Genomic DNA, 21,987 nt, shown 5'->3' with positions numbered 1-21,987 from the left:
GGTCTTTGTTATGAAATGGTTAATGGATTTCAAGTGCTTCGTATCGTACGGGCTGCGCCTCAACCAAGTGCTTGACATACGCGGCCTGGCTGTCGGCGATCTGCTCATCCGTCACATGATGCGCGTTATGCAGTGCAAAGGGGGGGAGATAGCGCGCGCTAACATAGTTAGCCAGCGCTTCCACCGGCTTCGCGATATCCCTGATTGTAAACAGGTTGTATCCTCCCGGTTGATACGAAGCCGCGGTACCCGAGGTCGAGATGGCAATACCGATCTCTTTCCCTTTCAAGCGGTCCCCTCCAGGACCGAAAGCCCAGCCGTATGTGAGAACCTCATCAAACCACTGTTTGAGGAGCGGTGGCGTGCTGTACCAGTACAGCGGGTATTGAAAAATAATGCGGTCATGGTTCTCCAGCAGAGTTTGCTCCCGTGCGACGTCGATCTTTTTGTCCGGATAGGCTTCATACAGCAGGTGTACGGTCGTCTCTGCTTGCTTTTGTGCCGCTTCGGTCCAGGCTCGGTTGATCCGGGAGGCCTGTAAATCGGGATGTGCAGCAATAATTAACGTCTTCATTATGATCGTCTCCTTTTTTGGGAATGATTGTTCTATTAACAATGCGTCATGCTATGCTCATTAAAAAGTTTTAGCACGGTCATTTTGAGAACGATCATTCTATAATGATTAAAAAAAATATGTTTTTATTTTTTGACGAAGCGTATCGATACGTCTGCGATCCGTTCCAGTTTTTCTTGGGGAATGGACGTCCGTTTCATCACTCGAATTCCCACCAGAGCGTTATGAAGGTACTCCGCCAATTCTTCCGCTTCGTATTCCCTTGTAAACTCTCCGTTCTGCTGCCCCCAAAACACGATTTCCCTCACCAGCTGCTCGGCTTTGGCAAATGCCTCCGTCGCCTTTGCGTCCACCTCTTCATCACGGATCCCCAGTTCCACGGCCGAGTTCACGACCATGCAGCCTGGCGGTACGTCTTCATCCCCATGGATCATGTATTGGAAAACAAACTTCAGCGCTTGTTCGGCCGTTTCCGACTGCTTAACCCCTGCGGACATTCTGGCGTTGAACCGTTCCCCAAAGCGGTCGATCGCTTTCAGGAACAACGTATGCTTATCGGTGAACGTATCATACAGGCTTCTGCGGTGAATGCCCATATGCTCGACAAGGTCGTTCATGGATGTCTTCTCGTAGCCCTGTTCCCAGAACAGCTTCATCGCTTTCTCGAGAACGGCGCTTTCCTCAAATTCTTTGCTTCTGGCCACCCCGTACACCTCCTTCCGTTATATTATTATTTCGGGAAACAGTATTGCCTATTTTGAGAATGCACATTCTACTACGAACGCTGTGAACCGTCTTCTTTACGAAATCAGCATAACATATCGGGAACGATCGGTAAAGTATTATTTTTATGCATCGGAACACGAACATCTATAATTTGAAGGGTAAACGCTTTAATTTTTAGAGTGCCCCTTATGGTACGATAGACTTAAACTAACAGCTGGAGGTTGATTATGGCTCTAACGATGCAAGGAGCGTTTTATACCGGCCAATATCGGAATGTATTCCTGGAAGCGGGTTATTCGCCAGAGGAGATCGACGCCAGGCTTGAACAGGCGTGGAACGACCTGTTTGACGGTGCACCTGAGGTTCGAATCTACTTTCCTCTTGGCGAGGATAAAGGTTATGTTCTGGATACAGGCAACTCGGACGTCCGCACCGAAGGCATGTCATACGGCATGATGATGGCCGTTCAGATGGATAAGAAAGACATCTTCGACCGGCTCTGGAATTTTTCCAAATCGTATATGCAGCATACGGAAGGACGCTACAAGGATTATTTCGCCTGGCACTGCAAGCCGGACGGCACCCGCCTATCTCCTGGGCCCGCTCCTGACGGGGAGGAATACTTCGCAATGGCCCTGTTCTTTGCTTCAAGCCGGTGGGGCGACGGACTGCCGCCGTACGATTACTCCGAGCAGGCGAAGACGATTCTTCGCGCTTGCGTCCATAAAGGCCGGGACCAGGAAGGAGATCCGATGTGGGACCCTACAACCAAGCTGATCAAGTTCATCCCGGAGTCTCCCTTCAGCGATCCATCCTATCACCTTCCCCATTTCTATGAGCTGTTCGCCGAGCGTGCCGACGAACGGGATCGGACTTTTTGGAAAGAAGCTGCCGTCGCCAGCCGGGCTTATCTGCATCTGGCCTGCCACCCCGAAACAGGACTGTCTCCGGAGTATGCGAATTATGACGGCACGCCGGCTGAACCGCAGCCCCATGGCGATTACCGCCATTTCTTCAGCGATGCGTACCGGGTGGCGGCCAACATTGCCCTCGACTGGGAATGGTTCCGCCAGGATCCATGGCAGGTCGGGCAGTCCAACCGGATTCAGCGGTTTTTCCGGGAGATCGAGCCTTCCGAATACCGAAGATACCGCATCGACGGGAGCCCTTTCGAAGAGCCGGCCTTACATCCCATCGGGCTGTTGGCCACCAACGCGATGGCATCGCTGGCCGCCGACGGTGAAGATGCGCTCCCCTTTGTTCACAAGTTCTGGAGCACACCGCTTAGAACCGGCATTCGCCGCTATTACGACAACTGCCTTTATTTCTTTAGCCTCCTGGCGCTAAGCGGAAAATATCGCATCTATTAAACGTGCATAGAAGAAAACCAGAAAACCCTTGATTAACAAGGGTTTTCTTTCTGCTTAATTGCAGTTCCTCGCTGCTGATCTTTAATCTTCCTTCACATGGCGTAAAACCGTCCTTTTCGTGGATTGGGTCGAAATAGACGCCATAATGTGACTATGTAGAGTAATAAGTCTTGATCGGCAAATCATCTTAATGTATTGTTTATCTTAACGAGAAAAGACATAAGTCGCATACGCGGAGGAATCAAAATGTCAAAAGAAAAGGACCGCGTGTCACCCGAACTCGCTTCCTTACAGCAGGAAATGGTGCACGAGCTGCGCCAGAACAGTACCCGTGCCGTGATGTTCCATCAGCTCATTTCGGAACGATTGGGTTTGAACGCCACCGACCACAAATGCCTGGATTACTTGAATCAAGCCGGACCTGTCACGGCCGGCCAGCTGGCCCAGTTAACCGGGCTTACAACCGGTGCTGTGACCAGTGTCATCGACCGGCTCGAACAAGCGGGTTATGTCATCCGGGATAAGGATCCGAACGATCGCAGACGTGTCGTCGTTAAACCGGTGCCGGAAGGCTCGGCATCCATCTCTCCCATGTTCCAATCGATTATGCAGTCGACGCTCGAGATCATCTCGCAGTATACGGAGCAGGAACTGCAGCTGATTTTGAACTTCATCCGGCAGTGCAATGAGATGACTTTAACCGAGATGAACAAGATGAAGAACGAGAAAGACAGGATGAGCTGATTATGAATCACCGTCATGAAAGCCGTTTGCTCAAGCAAATGGCTTTTCTTTTTGGGCAAAAGGCCGCATTTATGTTGCAATTCACATTATTTAGCAATTCTCATTTTTCTCACCGCGTTCTCGGCCGCCTCCATGATGACTTCCCCTAACGTAGGGTGGGGATGAATCGTCATCGCCAGATCCTCTACGGTCGCTCCCATCTCGATCGCCAAGGCCAGCTCTGATATGAGGGTTGACGCCTCTATGCCTACGATTTGCGCTCCTTTGACGATCCCCGACGCTTGATCCGCAATGATCTTCACAAATCCTGGCTCTTCTTTCAGCGCCAAAGCTCTGCCATTAATACTAAAGGAGGACTTGCCCACGATAACCGGGATGCCTTGCTCCTTGCATGCTGTCTCTGTCAGACCAACGCTGGCCAATTCAGGTTCGGAAAACACAACAAGCGGAATGGCTCTGTAATCCACGATAGAAGGTTTGCCGGCGATAGCTTCTGTCGCGACTTTAGCTTCGTAGGAAGCTTTATGGGCCAGAGCCGGACCTTCCGTAATATCACCGATCGCAAATATATGCGGAACTGCCGTTCTGCACTGAGCGTCCGTTTCGATCAGCCCCCTGCCTGTTGTCTGCAAGCCGACGTTCTCGAGCCCTAATCCGCTGTCCGTATTCGGTCTTCTTCCGACAGTCACCAGCGCATATTCTGCTCTAACAGTACGCTGCTCATCTTGACATACATAGCGGAGTGTCAGCCCGCCCGCATCCTGTTCTGCATGGACGGCTATAGCGTCTGTAATGATAGTTACACCGTCTTCGTTTAACTGCCGTACAACCGGAGCCACAAGGTCCGCCTCAAATCCGGGCAGCACCTGTCCTCCTCCCTCCAGAATCGTAACTTTGGTTCCGAATTTGGCATACATTTGCCCCAGTTCAACGCCGATATAACCGCCGCCGATCACGACCAGACTCGATGGAATTTGGGAAAGGGACAACGCTTCCGTGGATGACATAATACGTCCGCCGTAGGGCAAAGCCGCAAGCTCAATTGGACGAGAACCGGTTGCTAAGATGGCGTGTTTAAAAGAAATCCTAAGTTCGGCTCCCGCTTGTTGAATGGAAGCGGTGTGCTCGTCGATCAAGCGGGCCTCTCCTTCAAGAACCGATACTCCGGCCGTCTTTAACAAATATTGAACTCCACCGGCTTGCTTGTTCACGACGGCTTGTTTAAAGCCCTGAGCATCCTCAAAGGAAGCAGCAGCAGCAACAGCCTGATTCCATTGCTTACGCTGCTTGAAGCGATGCGCTTCCCCAATCAACGCTTTGGAAGGAATGCAGCCTATATTGGTGCATACTCCACCGATCCGGTTGCGCTCAACGACAGCCGTTGTCATTCCAAGCTGTGCTGACCGAAGCGCCGCCACATAACCTCCTGGACCCGATCCTATCACCAGGGTGTCTACCGATTTAAGGTCGATCATAACTTTGCACCTCCGAAATAAAATATGATGAATGTAATATATTATAGTCATCATATTTTAGAACAGTCAATATCATCTGCTCATTTGCCGCAAAACCTAACGATTGGACCGAGTGAAATTGACAGGTTTTATTATGATGCCTATAATATTTTAAAATGCGTTTTTGCCACTAGGAGTGATTGCTTTGCCTTATCCGGAAGGTCACAAATTAAAGGTTCGCGGCCGTATTATTGAAAGTGCAGCCAAAGCCATTCGAGCCAGCGGAGTACAGGGCATCAGCGTTCCCTTTATTATGAAAGGTGCCGGTCTGACGCACGGAGGGTTCTATTCACATTTTGACAATAAAGAGCATTTGGTCGCTGAAACTTGCCGCTTTGCGATCAGCGAGACCATTGCCCTGCTGCAGAAGGCGGCGGACCAGGAAAAGGAAGCACCCAAGATCCACGCGGTCATTCATTATTATTTGAGTCCGCAGCATCGCGACCAAACCGAGGTGGGCTGCATTCTTCCCGCCCTTTCCGCTGAAGTATCCCGAATGTCCGAAGAGGTGCGCCAAGTCTTTACCGAGGAGCTGCAGCGCATGATTGATTTTATCTCCGACCTGGCAGAAGTCGATCCATTGACTGGCCAAGCTTTGCTGAGCCTTATGGTCGGCACGGTTGTACTGGCGCGTTCCGTTAGAGATGCCGAGCTGAGTGACAGTCTATTATCGACAGGAAGGCAGCATGCCAAAGATCTTATCAAGACAAGCGCACAGAGCCAAATTTGAGATTGAGATGGTCACAGGCTTTTTTTCATGAGACCAATATGATTTTCAAGCCCCGTTATTCGGGGCTTTTTTGCTTCTCGTTGGTGTTTTCAACCGCAGAGTCTTATTTTTATTGCATTTACAACATAATTCATCCTATAATTTAAATAACGATCATTGAATACATCATGAAAGGGGCGAAAACGATTGAAAACTCAAAGAATTAATCTGCCTGAAGAGTTAGAGGCTGCATTTTCTATCCGGAGGAACGTATTTGTTGAGGAACAGGGCGTGCCGCTGAATGATGAATTTGACGAGTTTGATACTTTGGGTGGACCATGTGAGCACATCATCGCCTATTATGAGGATCAGCCCGTAGGAACGGGGCGGGTACGCATTCACGAAGGATCCGGAAAGCTGGAGCGGATTTGCATCCTGCAGCCTTACCGCAAATTCGGAATCGGAAGAAGGATCATTGCATCGTTAGAAGAAATCGCTAAAGACAAAGGGGTACAGCAGGTTAAATTGCACGGGCAAAGTCAGGCGGAAGGGTTCTATAAGAAACTTGGGTATCGAACTTCTTCGGAGGAATTTATGGAAGATGGCATACCTCATATCCTCATGGTCAAACAACTGACAAATCAACCTAAATAACGAATAAGGGAGGGATGTATGATAACATACGCGGCCCTCCCCAGCTTATTTTTAACAGATGCATGTTAAGCAGCTGCTCCATGACCTTCATGGCATACTGATGCAGTCAGCTGCCGCTTCGGGTCACGTCCAGCGCCATTTCCTGCGCTTTCAAGCACAGCTCAGCCGCCATAAAGGCATGCTCCTGCGTCATGGCATTCTCGGTCCGGTTCAGACAGTCAAGAATGAGTTCTCCAAAGAACGGATATCCGACCTGTCCGTCAACATGAAAATGGTATTCCCCTTCCTGATTGACCAGGTAGACATGATTGCCGGTCCGGTCGCGGGCGATATCGATATATTTTCTCAGCTCAATATAACCTTCGGTTCCCAATATCAGGGTGCGTCCGTCTCCCCATGAACCTAAGCCGTCCGGCGTAAACCAGTCCACCCGGAAATATTGCGTGGCCCCGTTGTCCCCTAGCAGGGTGGCATCGCCAAAATCCTCAAGCTCCGGATACTCAGGGTTGTTGTAGTTTGCCACTTTACTGTGCAGCACCTCCGCTTGTTTACAACCCGCATAAAAAAGAAACTGCTCGACCTGGTGGCTGCCAATATCGCAAAGGATTCCTCCGTATTGCTTCTTTTGAAAAAACCACTCCGGCCGGGACGAAGCATTTAACCGATGCGGTCCGAATCCCGTCACCTGCAGCACCCGCCCAATCGCGCCCTGCTCAATGAGCTGCCCGGTATAAACCGCCGATTCGACATGCAGCCTTTCGCTGTAATAAACCATATACTTTCTTCCGGTTTCACGCACTTTGGCGCGGGCCGACTCCAGCTGCTCAAGTGTGGTAAAGGGAGCTTTATCCGTAAAATAATCTTTGCCTGCGTCCATCACCCGAAGCCCCAGCGCACAGCGTTCCGAAGTGACGGCTGCTCCTGCAACAAGCTGAACCTGCGGATCTGCCCAAATCTCTTCCTCGGAGGCTGCAATCGTTACTTGGGGATAGGTTCGTGCGAATGCTTCCGCTTTGGCCCGGTCGCGGTCATAAACCCACTTTAAGGTAGCGCCTGCCTCGATCAGTCCGTTGACCATTCCATAGATGTGCCCATGATCGAGCGCCACAGCGGCAATCACAAATTCACCCGGCCCGACTACTGGATTCGGTTTTCCTTTCGGGGCATAATTCATTCCGTCGTTCTTCTGCATCTCCTTCATCCCTTTCGCGTTTACGTTCTCCATCCCGATGATCGGGATTTACTGTTCGCCTGACGTTTGTCCGTTCGTTACGCCGCCGTAACGGCTTCCTGTCGTTATTTTCAGATCTGCAAAATTTTCAACGCTGCTGCCCTTTTCGTAAAAATGAGGTGCATTCTTCATCAGACCCTCCCGCGTATAAAAAGGATCGTCCTGCTGCAGGGGAAGTTTGACCTTTTCTCCGGTGCTTGCGGATTTGTAAATACTCATAATGAGTTCCAGCGTATTCCGTCCGCTGACTCCGTCAATCAGTACCGGCGCGCCCGTCTCGATCGCATTCAGCACATTATCGATCTGTGCCGTATGGCCTTCGTATGGCAGATCCGGCAGCTCGCTGTAGTATTGCTGGATTTTCTCCTCGAGAGAGGGCTCCCGCTCCGGGAAGCCGTTAGGCAATGACTTCGAAGCCGTGACCCGCCACGGCGCCGAGATCCGGGCATGCTCACCCTGGAAAATAAACTGCTGTTCTTCCCCATGATGAACGACGGAGCTTGTAATTTGCCCTAAGCTGCCGTTCGGATATTTCAAAATCGCGATGGACAAATCCTCCACTTCCGCATTGTCATGCGCGACGTTGCTCATATAAGCCTGAAGCTCGCTGGGCTGACCCAGCATCCAGAGCAGGGCGTCGATATGATGAACCGCATGATTCAGCGTCGGACCGCCTCCCTCCTTCTCCCACGTGCCGCGCCACCATAAATCGTAATAGCAATGGCCCCGCCACCAGAACGAATCCACCTGGGCATGAAGAATTTTGCCGGCCAATCCGCTGTCCACAACGTGCTTCAGCTTCATAATCGGATTTCTGAAGCGATTTTGGGCAATGACGGACAATACTTTCCCGTTTTGTTCCGCAGCTTTGGTCATGGCATCGCATTCCTCAAGAGAAGAGGCCATGGGCTTTTCCACGATCACATGACTGCCTGCATTCAGAAAATCAATGGTGACCGGCGCATGTTCGAACGGAGGCATACAAATGGAAACCAGATCGATCTCCTGATCAAGCAGTTCCTTATAATCCTTGACGATGACAGCGTCCAAACCGTATTGCTCCCGCTTGGCTTCGGCCTTCTCGGGATAAAGATCGCATAACGCAACAATTTGGCAGCGATCCTTCAGCCGCAGATAACCTTCGATATGAGCGGACGAAATCGCCCCGGTCCCTATAATCGCAACCTTGATCATCCATTTAACCTCCCATGAGCTTCATTCATTGACATATAAGGATATTAACTGAAGCTGCGAGAACATTGTGCTTCGCTGTGGGGGGAAAAATAACACTGGGTTGCGGTTCTGCGATAGAATAGATTCGAAAGCAAGTACATACGGGGAAGAAGGAGGCAGCAGCCATGTCTTTTGTAGCGGGTAACTATAGCGAGGTGCCCCTGCATTTTGCCTATAAACGAAAAAGCGTCAACTATGAGCATAAAGAAACCTTCCATTCCCACCTTGGGGTGGAAATATTGTTGATCCATCAAGGGAAAGGGACGATGATCGTCAATAACAACCGCTACGATATCAAACCGGGCATGCTCTGCATTTTTCAGCCTTATCAGCTTCATCATCTCAAGCTCGAATACGACGAAGGCCAATGCTTCGAACGTTCCCTTGTGACCTTTGAACCGACGATGTTTGAGTCTTATTTTGAAAAGTGGCCTTCCCTGCACTCCTTTTACAAATTCATGTATTTAGGGGAACTTCCTGTTCCGTGCTTGTATGATACCGGGGATGAGCTTCACATCCTGGACGCTGTCTACAAAAGCTTGGATGATCAATTACCCGCGCTTTCAGAGGCAGAAAGATATGAGGAATTTTCTTTATTTCTCGTCATGCTGTATCGTTCGATCCAACACGTATGGAATCAGCGAACCGAAGCCGGGCTGCCGAAACCGGTCCTTCGCCAAAATCATCAGGTGGAGCACATATTGACATGGATCGAGGCCAACTATACATTACCGTTTCGATTGGACGACATGGCCAAGTCGCTGCATTTATCTCCCTATCATGTTTCGCATCTCTTCAAAGAGGCGACAGGCATCAGCATCTCGGAATACATCATGGCCCGCCGGGTCCATCAATCCGTTCTGCTGTTAACGACCACCAAAAAACCAATCTCGCTCATTGCTGAGGAGATTGGTTTGGCGAACAGCTCTTATTTTTGTAAATTGTTCAAACAGCGCATGGGCACTACGCCGCACCAGTATCGGAAGAAGTGGGCCAGGGCTTAATATTAAAAAACAAAAAACCTTGATTTGGTCATAACCCTGTCAAGTAGACAAGAATAAAAAGACACCATTATGCAGCGACCGTTTCTCGGTACTCCACCGGGGAAGGGTCGTTTAATTTCTTCTGAAAACGCTCATGGAAACGTTGTTGAATAGATGCTGAACTTCTAATTTTAGATCACTATGTTATTGGATGACTTTCAACTAAATTTTCCGAAGAACCGGAAAATAAAAGTGCGTGAGAAATAAACAAAGGGACCAAGCCTATTTAGCTCGCCCCCTATCTTGTCAATGATCTGCTTCGTTTAAGCCTTTCCATTTTCACTCCCACTCAAGACCTTGACCATCCACGCGATGGCTCTCGATTAACTGCATAACCCACGTTTCATCAAATCGAAGTTTTTCCAGCCGATGCCGGAAAAAGATTTGAATATATTTCTGTTCCCCGCCGGGAATCCGTTCGTCTTTGCTCGCATATTCCAACCGTTCTTCCTCGTGGCGGATCTCATAACGCAAGTAATCTTTGTATTGATGCAAAATTAAAAACTGCAATTCCTTGCTGATCAATTCAAAATTTTTCAGTTTCGTATAAAAATGCAGCTCGTAATCCGGCGAATATGGAATCGGTTCTTCCATCAACCGAAAAAAACGTATTCTGCCTTCGTCCGTAAGTTTATAGGTCTTTATTTTTTTTCCTCTTCCTTGTTTGGCACCCTCCGGTTGCTCATCAGGAACCTGTTCGATCAGACCGTCCGCAAGCATGCCGTGGATCAGCGGATAAATCGCCCCCCAGCTGACTTTTCGCGTAGGACCAACGATCCCGTTCAAAATCTGATGCAGCAAATAGCCGTGCATCGGGTTATTCATCAATTCGCCTAGTATGAATAATTCGTACAAACGAAAGGCCCCCTTGTAGGTTTTACTGCTTTTATGCAAACAACAGTATAACATACGGAAGCCTGTAAAAACAGAAAAGCCGCAGGTCGCGGCTTTTCCTGGCCTCATCCGTTTGCGGCCGGTTCCGGTATTTCGCTTTGTCATCCTGCCGTTACGCCGAATGCTGCTGCGCCATCACTTGACGGTGCTTCGGCAGGAATGATACGGCGAGCAGGTTCGAAATCGCGATCCCCAACATGAGCAGAAAAACGGCATGCATTCCGGCAGTCAACTCCGTTTTGGAGCCGATTATGGTTACATACTGGTTGTAAATCGTGCCGAATACCGCGATGCCGACCGTTTGGCCCAGCGCACGGGCCAGCATGCTGGAAGCGTTGGCGACGCCGCGTTTTTCCCAGCCGACGACCGATTGCACGACAACGGTGGAGGGCGTCGCAACAAACCCCATTCCCAGTCCGATTAGCACGAGGATACCGATCCAAAATACGTAGGGCGAATTTATCTGAAGCGCAATTAGCCAGAGGGAGCCTGCCATGACGAGCGAAGAGCCGAATACGATCGATGCCTTTACCCCAACCCGGTACATGAGCCGGCCGGCGATGTTGGAGGCGAGCGGCCATGCCAGCGACATCGGCATAACGATCAGTCCCGAGCTTGTCGCGGAATTGCCGAGCACGGATTGAATCCAGATCGGCGAGTACACCGTCAACCCCGTCATAATGCTGAACGTCAGAAAACCGCTTATATTGGTGACGTTCAATACGCGGATACGGAAAATCGATAACGGGATCATCGGTTCCTCCGCCCGTTTTTCAATCCAGAGGAACAACATAAAACATACGGCCGATGCCGCGAACAGCCCCACGATCACCGGGGAATCCCAGGAATGCCGGGACCCGCCGCTCAGCAGCGCATACAACAGCGCGGAGAAAGTAATAGTAAACATAATCGCGCCGAGGTAATCGATTTTTTTCGCCTGACGTTCGATCGGCTGGTGCAAAAATACGACGACCAGCAGCAGGGCGATGATGCCGATCGGCACGTTGATGTAGAAAATCCATCGCCAGGAAACTTGATCGACGAAGTAACCTCCGATGAGCGGACCGAGAAGGCCAGCCACGGACCAAACGGACGAAAAGATACCCATCATTTTGCCGCGCTGCTTGCCCGAGAACAAATCGCCGATGACGGTAAAGCACACGGGCGCAAGCGCCCCGGCACCAAATCCTTGCAAAGCCCTGAACCAAATGAGCCCCGTCATCGATTGCGCGGCTCCGCACAAGATGGAACCGAGCATGAATAAACTGATGCCCGCGAAGAACACGGGTTTGCGCCCGAATAAATCGGCGAGCTTGCCGAAAATGGGGGTCGCCACGCAGGTGGTCAACGTATAAACCGCAAACACCCAACTGAACAGCGTCTCGCCGTGCAAATCCTTGATCATATGCGGGGTAGCGGTGGCGACGACGGTCGCATCCAACGCGCCAATAAACATCGCTGCCAGCAGACCGGCGACAACCATATTGACCTTGGTTTTCGAGGCCATGCGAAATCGCCTCCTTACATTTTCTTTATGCGGCCCTTTGATTTAACGATTGCAAACCAAGTAAAGGGTATTGCCTTCAGGATCATTGAAATGCACGACATTAGCCGCCTTGCCTTCCACGGAATCGTGGAATTGAACGCCGCGGAATTTCAGCGTTTCGATGGCTGACTCCATGTCTTCCACCTCAAACCCTATGGTCATGCTGCCCGTTTTTTCCGGAAGGGAACCTTGTTCACCCGCAAGATGCAGGAGACCGATCGTTAATCCAGGTGCCACGATTTGCGCAAAATGCCCGTCACCGTGCTGCAGTTCCAACCCCAAGGTTTCCGCGTAAAATTTTACTGCCTTTTTCATATCCGCTACCATTACAGTCACATTGCCGCTTTTGAACATCTTATATTTCCTCCTTATTCGTTTGATCGATTTCATTATATCAAAATAATATAATATGTAAATATATTTAATTGATATATTTCTCTCAATAATCGGCGATTGGAAGTCTTCTAATTTATTAAGCTTCTAGCCTGCCGGTTCCCACCTGAAGGCCCTGGCAAAATATAATTTCATCAAAACTAAATTTTACGTAATAATATTTATGATGCTGCAAACCTCAAAGTCCATTACCTTAGAGTTTTCATCGAACTACGTCCATCAACAAAAAACAATCCATTTCTCACTAAACTGTCCCGAGGTGTAAGGGATGTTCACAGTGCTAAGTATTTTATATATTTTTATAGTACTGCATATAAAGCAAAGAGCCCCATTTGGGGCCCCTGACTTATTAACACAACTTACGCCATACATCTGCAAGGTTACTTATTAATCAAGGAATCCAAAACAATTTCAAGCAGGTTCGGACATGCAGATATCAGAACAACTAAGTAAGCGCTTAGTTCGAGCGCTTTTATATTAAGGGGAATTAAAGAGGTAATAATAAACATTTGTCCCCCATTCGTCCCTAGATTCAAATTTTATTAAGCCAAACTGAAAATAAAAAAACAAAAAAACCCTTGATTCCCAAGGGTTTTTCTTCTATGGAGCCTAGGGGGATCGAACCCCTGACCTCATCGCTGCCAGCGATGCGCTCTCCCAGCTGAGCTAAGGCCCCTTAATATTTTCTACTGATTTATTATGTATCAGCGACTCTTATAATTTATCAAAGATTTATGCATGTGTCAACAAAAAAATTCAAAAAAAGATTTTGGAACTCACGCAAGTGTTCAGCCTTATGCTCTCATGCCATGGCCACCACCAAAAGCAAAAGAGGCCCTGAAAGGCCCTTTTGCTCTTTAAGATGGTTGCATCCTCAGTAACGGACCGGCGAAGCAGCATGCTTCCTTACGGTTAGTCCTCCACCGTATTTTTGGATAGCAGTCCCTTCAGCTCTTTCATGAACATGTTGATATCTTTAAATTGGCGGTAAACCGACGCAAAGCGGACATAAGCCACCTCGTCCACGGGATACAGCTGCTCCATCACCAGTTCGCCGATCTGGCGGCTCTCCACCTCCGCCACGGCGGTGTTGCGCAGCGATTTCTCCACCTCGGAGACGATCATGTCGAGCTGCTCCACGGATACCGGGCGCTTCTCGCAGGCGCGAATCAGGCCGCGGAGGATTTTATCCCGGCTGAACTCTTCCCGGCTTCCGTCCTTCTTGATGACCATCAGCGGCGTTTCCTCCACCATCTCAAACGTGGTAAAGCGCCGGCTGCACTTCTCGCACTCACGCCTGCGGCGAATCGATTTATTTTCGTTGGCGGGCCGTGAGTCCAGCACTTTCGTGCCGGCATAATCACAGTACGGACATTTCATGGTAAACTCCCTTCCTTTGCAAATCACGGTGTATATAGAACAAAATCACGAACATTCACAGGGTCCGAATATCGCGAACCCTTATCCCATCAGGGATCAACTTGCCGCCTCACCGAAATGTATTAAATTTCCAACAAAAACTTTTCAAAAAGAGTAATGAACTTCTGAGCTTCGAGACATAATACATTTACAAACAGCGAGGAGGTGAACAACAATGGCTTCCAACAACAACAGCTCCAACAACCTGGTAGTACCTAAAGCTACCGCAGCCCTGAACCAATTGAAATATGAAGTCGCTCAAGAACTGGGTATCAGCATCCCACAAGACGGATACCAAGGCAACATGACTGCATATGAGAACGGTTCGATCGGGGGACTTATCACTAAACGTTTGGTGACCCTGGCTGAACAACAACTGGCTGGTCAATTCTAATTCGGTTTGATACCCGAAGAAGTGTTGGAGACGCTAACCTAGCTTCTCCAATGCTTCTTTTGTTATGTTTAGCGACAGAACAGTACTCCCTTTAGAACTCGCTGTATATCCGCGTGTACTGATTGTAGTAATAAATGACCCGCTGAACGTAGTGCCGGGTTTCCCCGATGGGAATATTTTTGACCGAGTCGTAGGTCCCGTCCCATACGCCCCTTTTCAGCCAACCGTCCACTTTACCAGGCCCCGCGTTGTATGCGGCTATGACGGCAATCCGGTTTCCTTTAAACTGCTCCGACAGCGTTTTGAGATACCAGGTGCCGATTTCGATGCTGGCCTCCGGCTCATGCTTAATATGGTCCAGCGTCACCTCTGGAAGCTTGGCCTTTTCCATCGCCCAATTGGCCGTATCCGGCATCAGCTGCATCAACCCGAGAGCCCCCTTCTTTGACTCCTTGCCCAGCTTGTAATTGGATTCCACCCGGATAATCGAAGCCACCAGAAACGGGTCGACGTCATAACGCTCAGCCTGCTCACGAATATTCTCTTTATAATGAATCGGGTAAAACCACGACATCCAGTTCGTATTAAAAAACAGGATGACGACAAATCCTAAAAACAACAGAAGAAGCACTCTTTTTTTGCGTAAAAACTTCATAGCAGGCCCTTCCGGTTCCAAAATTCATCCACTTGGCGCTCCGTCTCGGAAGGTTGTCCACTGTTGTCGATCACAACGTCGGCCCGCTTCTTCTTCTCTTCGATATCCATTTGGGAACGAATCCGCGCGACCGCTTCATCCTTCGTCAGCCGGTTTCTCTCCATCAGGCGTTCCACCTGAACCTCAAACGGGGCATAGACCAGCAGAACCTGCTCAAACATCGCTTCCAGATCCGATTCAAACAGGAGCGGGATGTCCACCACCACCAGGCGGTCCGGGTGCTCCCTTTCAAAGGTCTGCATCTGCTCCCGGATCTCCTGACGGATCGCAGGATGCGTAATATCGTTCAGAGCTTTGCGCTCGCCCGGATCGTGAAACACGATATCCCCCAGGCGTCTGCGGTCCAGCGTTCCGTCCGGAAGGAGGATGGCTTGTCCAAAATGCTCGACGGCCGCCGCCAAAACCGGATGACCCGGGAGCATGACTTCCCGGGCGATGATGTCGGCGTCAACAAGCAGCGCCCCCTTGCTGACTAAGAGGGCGGATACGGTACTTTTTCCTGTCGCTATTCCTCCGGTTAACCCGATGTTCATATCCTTAACTCACCTCATAACAGCTTCATTATTCCCATTACAATTAATAATATTGCCGGCAGCACCGTAAACCGGCGCATCCACGTTCGGGATGCAAAGCGCAGTCCCGTCTTCATTCCGACGACTAAAAAGGTGCCGCTGAAGAGAGCGATCACGACGGCGGTCAGCAGCGGCGAAAATCCGAGCAATGCCGCGCCTAGACCCGCGCCGAACGCATCCAGGGATAAGGCGATACCAAGCCACATGGCCTCCCATCCGGAGATGCTGCCCGACTTATCCATATCAGCGGAAGACGGCGTCCGCAAAATGCGGATCACGACGCCCAGCTTCCGGATTTCCAGTGAAAACACCGTCTGTTCAGGTGCTTCATGCTGGGCAGGGTCCAGTGTACCTTCTCCGCCGGAGCTTTGCAAGCCATGCCCCCCTATCCCGCTGGTTTGGGCGTCTTTAGCCTGCTTGGCGACCTCTGCGTCTTTGGCTTCCAAAACTTCTTTGCCTTCCCCGCTCTTCTCCTTCTGGATCCACATCTGTACCAGCGACCACGAGCCCATAATGATCAGGATGACCGCTCCAATGATGGAGGCAATCGAAGGGGATACGAATTGGGCCAGCAGCACGCCCACCTGCATGGACACATAGATGATGACCCCGGAGCATAAAGAAATAATCGCTATCGATAACGGCGAAATCCTCATTTGACGAAGGCCGTATGTAATGCCGACACCAAAACTGTCCAAACTTAATGCTAACGCAAGCAGCAGCAGTGCAAGAACATGACTGAGCACCCCGTTCCCTCCCTGTGACAGAAGCGGTGCCCCGAAAAAGCCTGCAGCATGGATCAGGCATTCGGAAGCCCCGCTTCATAAGATATCTCTTCCTCAGTATATGGAGGGTACAAAAAAGGGGTGCACGCCCAGTTCGAATTGTTACGATTTCAAGGTTTGGCAGGACGGGCAGAAATGGGTTCCGCGCCCGCCAACGACCGTTTTCTCCACGGCGGTGCCGCAATTTACGCACGGCTGGTTCTGCCGGCCGTAAATTTTCAGCTGGTGCTGGAACATGCCCATCTCACCTTGTCCATTGACATAAGACTTGATGGACGATCCCCCCACCTCAACCGACTCGGCGAGCGTGGCCACGATCGCCTGATGGAGCGCTTCGAGCTGCCCATCCGTCAGCGTATCGGCCGGCTGCTCGGGGTGAATGTCCGCCCGAAACAGCGACTCATCCACATAAATATTCCCGATGCCGACGATATATGCCTGGTTGAGCAGGACAGCCTTGATTTTGGTCTTCTTCCCCTTCAGCGTTTCTTTGAAACGCTCCAGCGTAAACGCCGGATCCAGCGGCTCCAATCCCAGCTTGGAGAGCGGGGGAAGCTGGAATTCCTCTCCGGGCTGGAACAAATGCATCGTTCCGAACTGCCGCACATCCTTGTACCGCAGCTCGGTGCCGTCGGTAAAGTGGAAAATGACATGCGTATGCTTTTCCACCGGATCACTGCTCTGGTATACCCCGTACCGTCCCTCCATCCGCAAATGGGAGACGAGCACGAGCCCGTCCAGCAGGATCCGCAAAAATTTGCCGCGCCGCTCCACGCCTTCAATGGTGTGTCCGGCCAGCATCCACGCAAACTGATCTATATCATCGGGGCGCTGAATGATCCGCGCCAAATTCACACTAACGCGGTCAATCATCTTGCCCTTCACGAGCTGATTGAGTGTTCTTTTGACTGTTTCGACTTCCGGTAATTCCGGCATGATGACTTCACCTCAACCTCTATTATAGCGCAAGACAACCCCACAAAGCGGCGCTTTTTCTTCGAACCTGCTCAAGTACTTCGCGGGGATCCCGTAAAATCTGAATACGTGCGCTTACAGAGCCCTTTATTTCGCCTCGTACCAATTGACTCCGTAGCTCACTTCCGCTTTGAGCGGTACGGACAGGGCCAGCGCATGCTCCATCGTCTCCGGCACCAATTTTTTCATGAGCTCCAGCTCTTCCTCAGGGACTTCGAATACCAATTCGTCATGCACCTGTAGCAGCATGCGGCTCTTCAGCTTCTCTTTGGCCAGTGCCGCATCCATCTGAACCATAGCCAGCTTGATGATATCGGCGGCAGTGCCCTGGATCGGTGTGTTCATCGCCGTCCGCTCAGCGAAAGAACGCAGATTGAAGTTGCTAGCATTGATTTCCGGCAAATACCGTCTGCGCTCCAGCAGCGTGGTAACATAACCGTCGCGCTTGGCGTCTCTGACGATATCGTCCATATATTTGCGAACACCCTGGAAGGCGTCGAAGTATTGATCGATAAATTGGGCTGCTTCCTTCCGGGTAATGTTCAGGTTCTGGGACAGACCATAGTCGCTGATGCCGTACACGATACCGAAGTTAACCGCTTTGGCGGACCGGCGCATATTGGCATCAACGTCTTCGGCTTTGACGCCGAACACGTCCATGGCCGTCTTCGTATGGATGTCCATATCGTGCAGGAAGGCTTCCTTCAGTCCTTCATCCCCCGAGATATGGGCCAGCACCCGCAGCTCGATCTGCGAGTAGTCGGCGGCCAGAATGTACCAGCCCGGTTCGGATGGCACGAACACCTTGCGGATTTTCCGTCCTTCTTCCAGACGGATCGGAATGTTCTGCAGGTTCGGGAACTGGCTGCTGAGGCGTCCTGTAGCCGCAATTGTCTGACGGTAATACGTGTGCACCTTGCCCGTTTCCTCCGAAATTTCCTTCAGCAGTCCTTCCACATACGTCGACTGAAGCTTGGCGATGGTCCGGTACTGCAAAATCAGGCGTACGACATCGTGATACGGTGCCAGTTTTTCCAGCACTTCGGCGTCAGTGGAATAGCCGGTCTTGGTCTTTTTCACGACGGGCAAACCCAGCTTGACGAACAGGATTTCTCCCAGCTGCTTCGGCGAGTTCAGGTTGAACTCGGTGCCCGCAATTTCATAAATCTGCTCAACCAGCGACTTGATCTGGGACTCGAATTCCGTTCCGAGCGCCTTCAGATCGTCCTTGTTGACCGCGATGCCCTGCTTCTCCATGTCCGCCAAAATCCGCGACAGCGGCATCTCCAGGTCATGGAACAGCGAGCTCATCTCATTGTCCGCAAGCTCCTTCTCCTGAAGCGGAATGATCTCCAGCAGCGCGGCGCTCTTCCGGGCCAAATGCCCGCTAAGCACGTCCATCTCCGGCACCTTGTATTTTGCGCCCTTGCCGAATACGTCCTCATCCGCCGCCAGCATCGGCAGCCCATACTTGGAAGCAAGCGCGTTGACATTCTGGTTGGCTTCCGTCGGGTCGAGCAAATACGCGGCCAGCTGCACGTCAAACGACGCCCCGGCAAACGCGATTCCCTTCCAGTGAAGCGCCAGATCCGTACGGTGCAGGTCATATCCCCGTTTCGGAACATCCGGGTTCCCCAGCCACGTCCGCAGCGGCTCCGCCCAAGACTCGTTCATTCGCTCGAACGGAACGTAGTAATGCTTCGGCTCGGTGGAGAACATGACCCCGATCACATCGGCGTGATGCGGATTCTCTCCGCTGGTCTCGACATGAATAAGCTGCACGGCGTCCAATGCAGCGATCAGCTCGTCCGCATTTTCGCCGTCAACGACGGTGACCTCGATCTCCCGTTCGGCAGCCTTGGCCTGCTCCTCATCCGAGTGCGTGTTACCGTCCGCATGGAAGGACAACCGCTCCAGCAGCGATTTGAATTCCAGCTTGGCGAGGGCAGGCCCTGCCGTTTCTTCCTTCAAGCCCGGGAATACCATCTCGTTAAACGACTTGTCCAGCGGCACCTCGCGGTAAATGGTCGCCAGCTTCTTGCTGAGGACCGCGTCATCGGAATGGGTTTCGATCTTTTCCTTCATCTTCCCCTTCAGCTCGGCCGTATTGGCCAGCACTTCCTCAACCGATCCAAATTGGTGCAGCAGCTTGAGCGCTGTCTTCTCGCCGACACCCGGAATTCCCGGAATGTTATCCGACGGGTCCCCCATGAGGCCCTTCAGGTCAATGATTTGAAGCGGGGTCAGTCCGTACCGCTCCTTGATTTGCTCAGGTGCGTAGGTTTCGATTTCCGTTACCCCTTTGCGTGTCAGGCCCACCTGAACATGGTCCGAAGCCAGCTGCAGCATATCCTTGTCCCCGGTCACGACGAGAATTTGCTGCCCTTCCTCCTCGGCGATGCGGGAGACGGTCCCGATGATATCGTCCGCCTCGTAACCGCTCAGCTCATATTGGGCGATGCCGAAGCTTTGCAGCAGCTCCTTGAGCAGCGGGAACTGTTCCGACAGCTCCGGCGGCGTCTTTTCCCTTCCGCCCTTGTATTCCTGGTAGCCTTCGTGGCGGAACGTCGTTTTTCCGGCGTCAAACGCAACCATCATGTGCGTCGGCTTATGGTCTTCGATCAAACGCAGAAGCATATTCGTAAATCCGTACACAGCATTCGTATGCAGACCCTTGGTGTTCGTCAGCGGGGGCATTGCGAAAAATGCGCGGTAAATAATACTGTTTCCATCTATCAAAATCAGCTTGTTCATTGGGCACCTTCCCTTTATCAAACGTCCTTCATTTATGATACCATACACGCCCCTTTTCGAGAAAAAATTAGGCCGTTTTGCCGCAAATCTCCTAAGCGTAATTTCTGTCAATTCCTTCACGGCAAAAAAGGAGCTTCCCGCCTGTGCGGGTCAGCTCCTTGATCTCATATATGATGATGTTATTGATTCAAATCAGGACGCCGGCCGGTGACGAGATACACCGTGCTCTCCCCGATATTCGTGGCGTGATCGGCGATCCGCTCGATGTACCGGGCAACCAGCGTGAGCAGCATCGCTTGCGACAGCGTTTCGGGATTCGAGGCGATATAGCCGTACAATTCCGTGATGATCCGGCTGTAGAATTGGTCCACCTGATCGTCGTCCTTGGCCATTTTATAAGCAAGGTCGGTATTTTCGTCCAAATAAGACGTAATGGACTCCTCGATCATTACTTGCACCAGATCAGCCATTTGCGGAATGTCGATCAGCGGCTTGATCAGCTCCTGCCCCTGCAGCCGCAGCGTCACCTTGGCAACGTCAAGGGCTAGGTCTCCCATGCGCTCCAGGTCGCTCGAAATTTTAAAGGCTACGAGAATTCTCCGCAAATCCTTGGCTACCGGCTGCTGGGTGACGATCAGGCGAGAGCCGATGTCCATGATTTCCTCTTCCATCGCGTTCAGCTTGGCGTCATCCTTGACGATTTGCTGTGCCTTCACGGCATCCAGCGTTTTCAGGCTGATAACCGCCTCTTCCAAAGCATGAACCACATGCGCGCCCATCTGGCGAAGCAACGTGCGCAGTACCTCTAAATCCTGATCCAACTCTTTTCTCCGAATCATCGCTGCCCTGTTCCCCCTAGGATATATTTAATGCTCATCTTGCTGCCGGTTACCCGAAACGCCCGGAAATATAATCTTCGGTACGGGAGTCCCGCGGGTTGGTGAACAACTCCTTGGTATCGTCGGCTTCGACGACTTCCCCGTTCAGGAAAAATACCGTTCGGCCGGAAATCCGGGCAGCTTGATGCATATTGTGAGTAACCATGACGATGGTATAGGTCTCCTTGAGCTCCTGTACCAATTCCTCAATCTTTAGTGTCGAAATCGGATCGAGCGCAGAGGTCGCCTCATCCATCAAAAGAATGTCCGGCTGAACCGCCAAAGCTCTGGCAATGCACAAACGCTGCTGCTGTCCGCCCGAGAGGCTGAGGGCCGAACGCTTCAAGTAATCCTTGACCTCTTCCCACAGCGCGGCCTGGCGCAGGCTCTGCTCCACAATTTCGTCGAGCACCTTCTTATCGCGCGTTCCGTGCAGACGGGGGCCGTAGGCAATATTGTCGTAAATCGATTTGGGGAACGGATTCGGCTGCTGGAACACCATGCCCACCTGCTTGCGCAGAGCTTCCACGTGCACGTCATTGCCGTAAATATCTTTGCCGCCGATCTTGACGGAGCCTTCGATATGGGTGCCTGTGATCATGTCATTCATCCGGTTCAGCGTCCGCAGCAGGGTCGACTTGCCGCATCCGGAAGGGCCGATAAAGGCAGTGATCGTTTTCTCGGGAATGTCCAGGTCTATATTTTTAAGCGCATGAAACTGCTCGTAGTACAAGTTCAACTGCTCAATATCGATAATATCTTCCATTTACAATCGCTTCTCCTTTTTTCAAAAAGGGTCTATGAAGTTCAGTTCATCTATATGGCACCTATCTATAGTAATGCCGTTATGTAAATGCTGTGTCC

At 51.1% G+C, this 21,987-nt stretch carries 22 protein-coding genes and 1 tRNA gene; 6 read left to right on the top strand and 17 right to left on the bottom strand.

What is annotated here, in order from left to right:
• Positions 1–19: 19 nt before the first annotated feature.
• Both C7820_RS18620 and C7820_RS18615 read right to left on the bottom strand, forming a co-directional pair.
• Positions 20–574 (bottom strand): NAD(P)H-dependent oxidoreductase, encoded by a 555-nt coding sequence (locus tag C7820_RS18620; protein ID WP_116232287.1) that lies wholly within the window; start codon positions 572–574, stop codon positions 20–22.
• Positions 575–699: 125 nt separating this feature from the next.
• Complete coding sequence (locus C7820_RS18615) at positions 700–1,278, bottom strand: TetR/AcrR family transcriptional regulator (protein ID WP_116232286.1); 579 nt, start codon at positions 1,276–1,278, stop codon at positions 700–702.
• A 249-nt stretch (positions 1,279–1,527) separates the two neighbouring features.
• Here C7820_RS18615 and C7820_RS18610 point away from each other — a divergent pair, with 249 nt between their 5' ends.
• Both C7820_RS18610 and C7820_RS18605 read left to right on the top strand, forming a co-directional pair.
• Positions 1,528–2,670, top strand: a complete 1,143-nt coding sequence (locus C7820_RS18610) for a family 8 glycosyl hydrolase (RefSeq protein ID WP_116232285.1) — start codon at positions 1,528–1,530, stop codon at positions 2,668–2,670.
• A 246-nt stretch (positions 2,671–2,916) separates the two neighbouring features.
• Positions 2,917–3,414 (top strand): MarR family winged helix-turn-helix transcriptional regulator, encoded by a 498-nt coding sequence (locus C7820_RS18605; RefSeq protein WP_116232284.1) that lies wholly within the window; start codon positions 2,917–2,919, stop codon positions 3,412–3,414.
• An 86-nt stretch (positions 3,415–3,500) separates the two neighbouring features.
• Here the strand turns inward: C7820_RS18605 and lpdA are convergent, their stop codons facing one another.
• Complete coding sequence (gene lpdA, locus C7820_RS18600; protein WP_116232283.1) at positions 3,501–4,889, bottom strand: dihydrolipoyl dehydrogenase; 1,389 nt, start codon at positions 4,887–4,889, stop codon at positions 3,501–3,503.
• Between the two features lie 184 nt (positions 4,890–5,073).
• On the opposite strand from lpdA, the gene C7820_RS18595 reads away from it, so the two are divergent.
• Positions 5,074–5,658: a TetR/AcrR family transcriptional regulator gene (locus tag C7820_RS18595; RefSeq protein WP_116232282.1), complete on the top strand. Its 585-nt coding sequence runs from the start codon at positions 5,074–5,076 to the stop codon at positions 5,656–5,658.
• Between the two features lie 186 nt (positions 5,659–5,844).
• Positions 5,845–6,291 (top strand): GNAT family N-acetyltransferase, encoded by a 447-nt coding sequence (locus C7820_RS18590; RefSeq protein ID WP_116232281.1) that lies wholly within the window; start codon positions 5,845–5,847, stop codon positions 6,289–6,291.
• A gap of 106 nt (positions 6,292–6,397) precedes the next feature.
• On the opposite strand, the gene C7820_RS18585 is transcribed toward C7820_RS18590, so the two are convergent.
• On the bottom strand, positions 6,398–7,483 hold the full coding sequence (locus C7820_RS18585; RefSeq protein ID WP_116232673.1) for a Gfo/Idh/MocA family protein: 1,086 nt from the start codon (positions 7,481–7,483) through the stop codon (positions 6,398–6,400).
• Positions 7,484–7,531: 48 nt separating this feature from the next.
• Entirely contained in the window at positions 7,532–8,716 is a 1,185-nt protein-coding gene (locus C7820_RS18580) for a Gfo/Idh/MocA family protein (protein WP_116232280.1), read from the bottom strand.
• Between the two features lie 164 nt (positions 8,717–8,880).
• Between C7820_RS18580 and C7820_RS18575 the strand changes: the two genes are divergently transcribed.
• Positions 8,881–9,759, top strand: a complete 879-nt coding sequence (locus tag C7820_RS18575; protein WP_116232279.1) for an AraC family transcriptional regulator — start codon at positions 8,881–8,883, stop codon at positions 9,757–9,759.
• A 318-nt stretch (positions 9,760–10,077) separates the two neighbouring features.
• Here C7820_RS18575 and C7820_RS18570 read toward each other — a convergent pair whose 3' ends face one another.
• From C7820_RS18570 to nrdR, 5 genes are all read right to left on the bottom strand, one after another.
• Positions 10,078–10,653, bottom strand: coding sequence for a PadR family transcriptional regulator (locus C7820_RS18570; protein WP_116232278.1), 576 nt, complete (start codon positions 10,651–10,653; stop codon positions 10,078–10,080).
• A gap of 151 nt (positions 10,654–10,804) precedes the next feature.
• A complete protein-coding gene (locus C7820_RS18565) occupies positions 10,805–12,199 on the bottom strand; it encodes an MDR family MFS transporter (protein WP_116232277.1) in 1,395 nt (464 codons plus the stop codon).
• Positions 12,200–12,241: 42 nt separating this feature from the next.
• A complete protein-coding gene (locus C7820_RS18560; RefSeq protein ID WP_116232276.1) occupies positions 12,242–12,592 on the bottom strand; it encodes a VOC family protein in 351 nt (116 codons plus the stop codon).
• Positions 12,593–13,234: 642 nt separating this feature from the next.
• Positions 13,235–13,307: transfer RNA gene (locus tag C7820_RS18555), tRNA-Ala, on the bottom strand.
• Between the two features lie 236 nt (positions 13,308–13,543).
• Positions 13,544–14,011 carry a transcriptional regulator NrdR gene (gene nrdR, locus C7820_RS18550; RefSeq protein WP_076170449.1) on the bottom strand — a complete coding sequence of 156 codons (468 nt, stop codon included), beginning with the start codon at positions 14,009–14,011 and terminating at the stop codon, positions 13,544–13,546.
• 214 nt (positions 14,012–14,225) lie between these two features.
• Between nrdR and C7820_RS18545 the strand changes: the two genes are divergently transcribed.
• The gene (locus tag C7820_RS18545) at positions 14,226–14,444 is read left to right on the top strand and encodes an alpha/beta-type small acid-soluble spore protein (RefSeq protein WP_076170450.1); all 219 of its coding nucleotides are present in this window, start codon (positions 14,226–14,228) and stop codon (positions 14,442–14,444) included.
• A 91-nt stretch (positions 14,445–14,535) separates the two neighbouring features.
• Here the strand turns inward: C7820_RS18545 and C7820_RS18540 are convergent, their stop codons facing one another.
• The 7 genes from C7820_RS18540 to pstB all read right to left on the bottom strand — a co-directional run bounded on the left by C7820_RS18540 (position 14,536) and on the right by pstB (position 21,889).
• Positions 14,536–15,099: a lytic transglycosylase domain-containing protein gene (locus C7820_RS18540; RefSeq protein WP_076170451.1), complete on the bottom strand. Its 564-nt coding sequence runs from the start codon at positions 15,097–15,099 to the stop codon at positions 14,536–14,538.
• Complete coding sequence (coaE, locus tag C7820_RS18535) at positions 15,096–15,692, bottom strand: dephospho-CoA kinase (RefSeq protein ID WP_116232275.1); 597 nt, start codon at positions 15,690–15,692, stop codon at positions 15,096–15,098. Before coaE ends, C7820_RS18540 begins: the two co-directional genes overlap by 4 nt.
• Before the next feature lie 14 nt (positions 15,693–15,706).
• The gene (locus C7820_RS18530; RefSeq protein ID WP_116232274.1) at positions 15,707–16,477 is read right to left on the bottom strand and encodes a manganese efflux pump; all 771 of its coding nucleotides are present in this window, start codon (positions 16,475–16,477) and stop codon (positions 15,707–15,709) included.
• A 141-nt stretch (positions 16,478–16,618) separates the two neighbouring features.
• The gene (mutM, locus tag C7820_RS18525; protein ID WP_116232273.1) at positions 16,619–17,452 is read right to left on the bottom strand and encodes a DNA-formamidopyrimidine glycosylase; all 834 of its coding nucleotides are present in this window, start codon (positions 17,450–17,452) and stop codon (positions 16,619–16,621) included.
• A 126-nt stretch (positions 17,453–17,578) separates the two neighbouring features.
• On the bottom strand, positions 17,579–20,245 hold the full coding sequence (gene polA, locus C7820_RS18520) for a DNA polymerase I (RefSeq protein ID WP_116232272.1): 2,667 nt from the start codon (positions 20,243–20,245) through the stop codon (positions 17,579–17,581).
• Positions 20,246–20,424: 179 nt separating this feature from the next.
• Positions 20,425–21,084 carry a phosphate signaling complex protein PhoU gene (gene phoU / locus C7820_RS18515; protein WP_116232271.1) on the bottom strand — a complete coding sequence of 220 codons (660 nt, stop codon included), beginning with the start codon at positions 21,082–21,084 and terminating at the stop codon, positions 20,425–20,427.
• Between the two features lie 49 nt (positions 21,085–21,133).
• Entirely contained in the window at positions 21,134–21,889 is a 756-nt protein-coding gene (gene pstB / locus C7820_RS18510) for a phosphate ABC transporter ATP-binding protein PstB (protein WP_076170457.1), read from the bottom strand.
• Positions 21,890–21,987: the final 98 nt, after the last annotated feature.

It is taken from the genome of Paenibacillus sp. VMFN-D1, assembly GCF_003386155.1.
Classification (GTDB): Bacteria; Bacillota; Bacilli; order Paenibacillales; family Paenibacillaceae; genus Paenibacillus_AQ; species Paenibacillus_AQ favisporus.
This window is presented reverse-complemented; position numbering and strand designations above follow the sequence as displayed.

Bases quoted from the DNA above. Each gene is read 5' to 3' on its own strand.
- C7820_RS18620 (WP_116232287.1), bottom strand. From the start codon at position 574: ATGAAGACGTTAATTATTGCTGCACATCCCGATTTACAGGCCTCCCGG.
- C7820_RS18610 (WP_116232285.1), top strand. From the start codon at position 1,528: ATGGCTCTAACGATGCAAGGAGCGTTTTATACCGGCCAATATCGGAAT.
- C7820_RS18605 (WP_116232284.1), top strand. From the start codon at position 2,917: ATGTCAAAAGAAAAGGACCGCGTGTCACCCGAACTCGCTTCCTTACAG.
- lpdA (WP_116232283.1), bottom strand. From the start codon at position 4,889: ATGATCGACCTTAAATCGGTAGACACCCTGGTGATAGGATCGGGTCCA.
- C7820_RS18585 (WP_116232673.1), bottom strand. From the start codon at position 7,483: ATGCAGAAGAACGACGGAATGAATTATGCCCCGAAAGGAAAACCGAAT.
- C7820_RS18580 (WP_116232280.1), bottom strand. From the start codon at position 8,716: ATGATCAAGGTTGCGATTATAGGGACCGGGGCGATTTCGTCCGCTCAT.
- C7820_RS18575 (WP_116232279.1), top strand. From the start codon at position 8,881: ATGTCTTTTGTAGCGGGTAACTATAGCGAGGTGCCCCTGCATTTTGCC.
- C7820_RS18565 (WP_116232277.1), bottom strand. From the start codon at position 12,199: ATGGCCTCGAAAACCAAGGTCAATATGGTTGTCGCCGGTCTGCTGGCA.
- C7820_RS18560 (WP_116232276.1), bottom strand. From the start codon at position 12,592: ATGTTCAAAAGCGGCAATGTGACTGTAATGGTAGCGGATATGAAAAAG.
- nrdR (WP_076170449.1), bottom strand. From the start codon at position 14,011: ATGAAATGTCCGTACTGTGATTATGCCGGCACGAAAGTGCTGGACTCA.
- C7820_RS18545 (WP_076170450.1), top strand. From the start codon at position 14,226: ATGGCTTCCAACAACAACAGCTCCAACAACCTGGTAGTACCTAAAGCT.
- C7820_RS18540 (WP_076170451.1), bottom strand. From the start codon at position 15,099: ATGAAGTTTTTACGCAAAAAAAGAGTGCTTCTTCTGTTGTTTTTAGGA.
- coaE (WP_116232275.1), bottom strand. From the start codon at position 15,692: ATGAACATCGGGTTAACCGGAGGAATAGCGACAGGAAAAAGTACCGTA.
- mutM (WP_116232273.1), bottom strand. From the start codon at position 17,452: ATGCCGGAATTACCGGAAGTCGAAACAGTCAAAAGAACACTCAATCAG.
- polA (WP_116232272.1), bottom strand. From the start codon at position 20,245: ATGAACAAGCTGATTTTGATAGATGGAAACAGTATTATTTACCGCGCA.
- phoU (WP_116232271.1), bottom strand. From the start codon at position 21,084: ATGATTCGGAGAAAAGAGTTGGATCAGGATTTAGAGGTACTGCGCACG.
- pstB (WP_076170457.1), bottom strand. From the start codon at position 21,889: ATGGAAGATATTATCGATATTGAGCAGTTGAACTTGTACTACGAGCAG.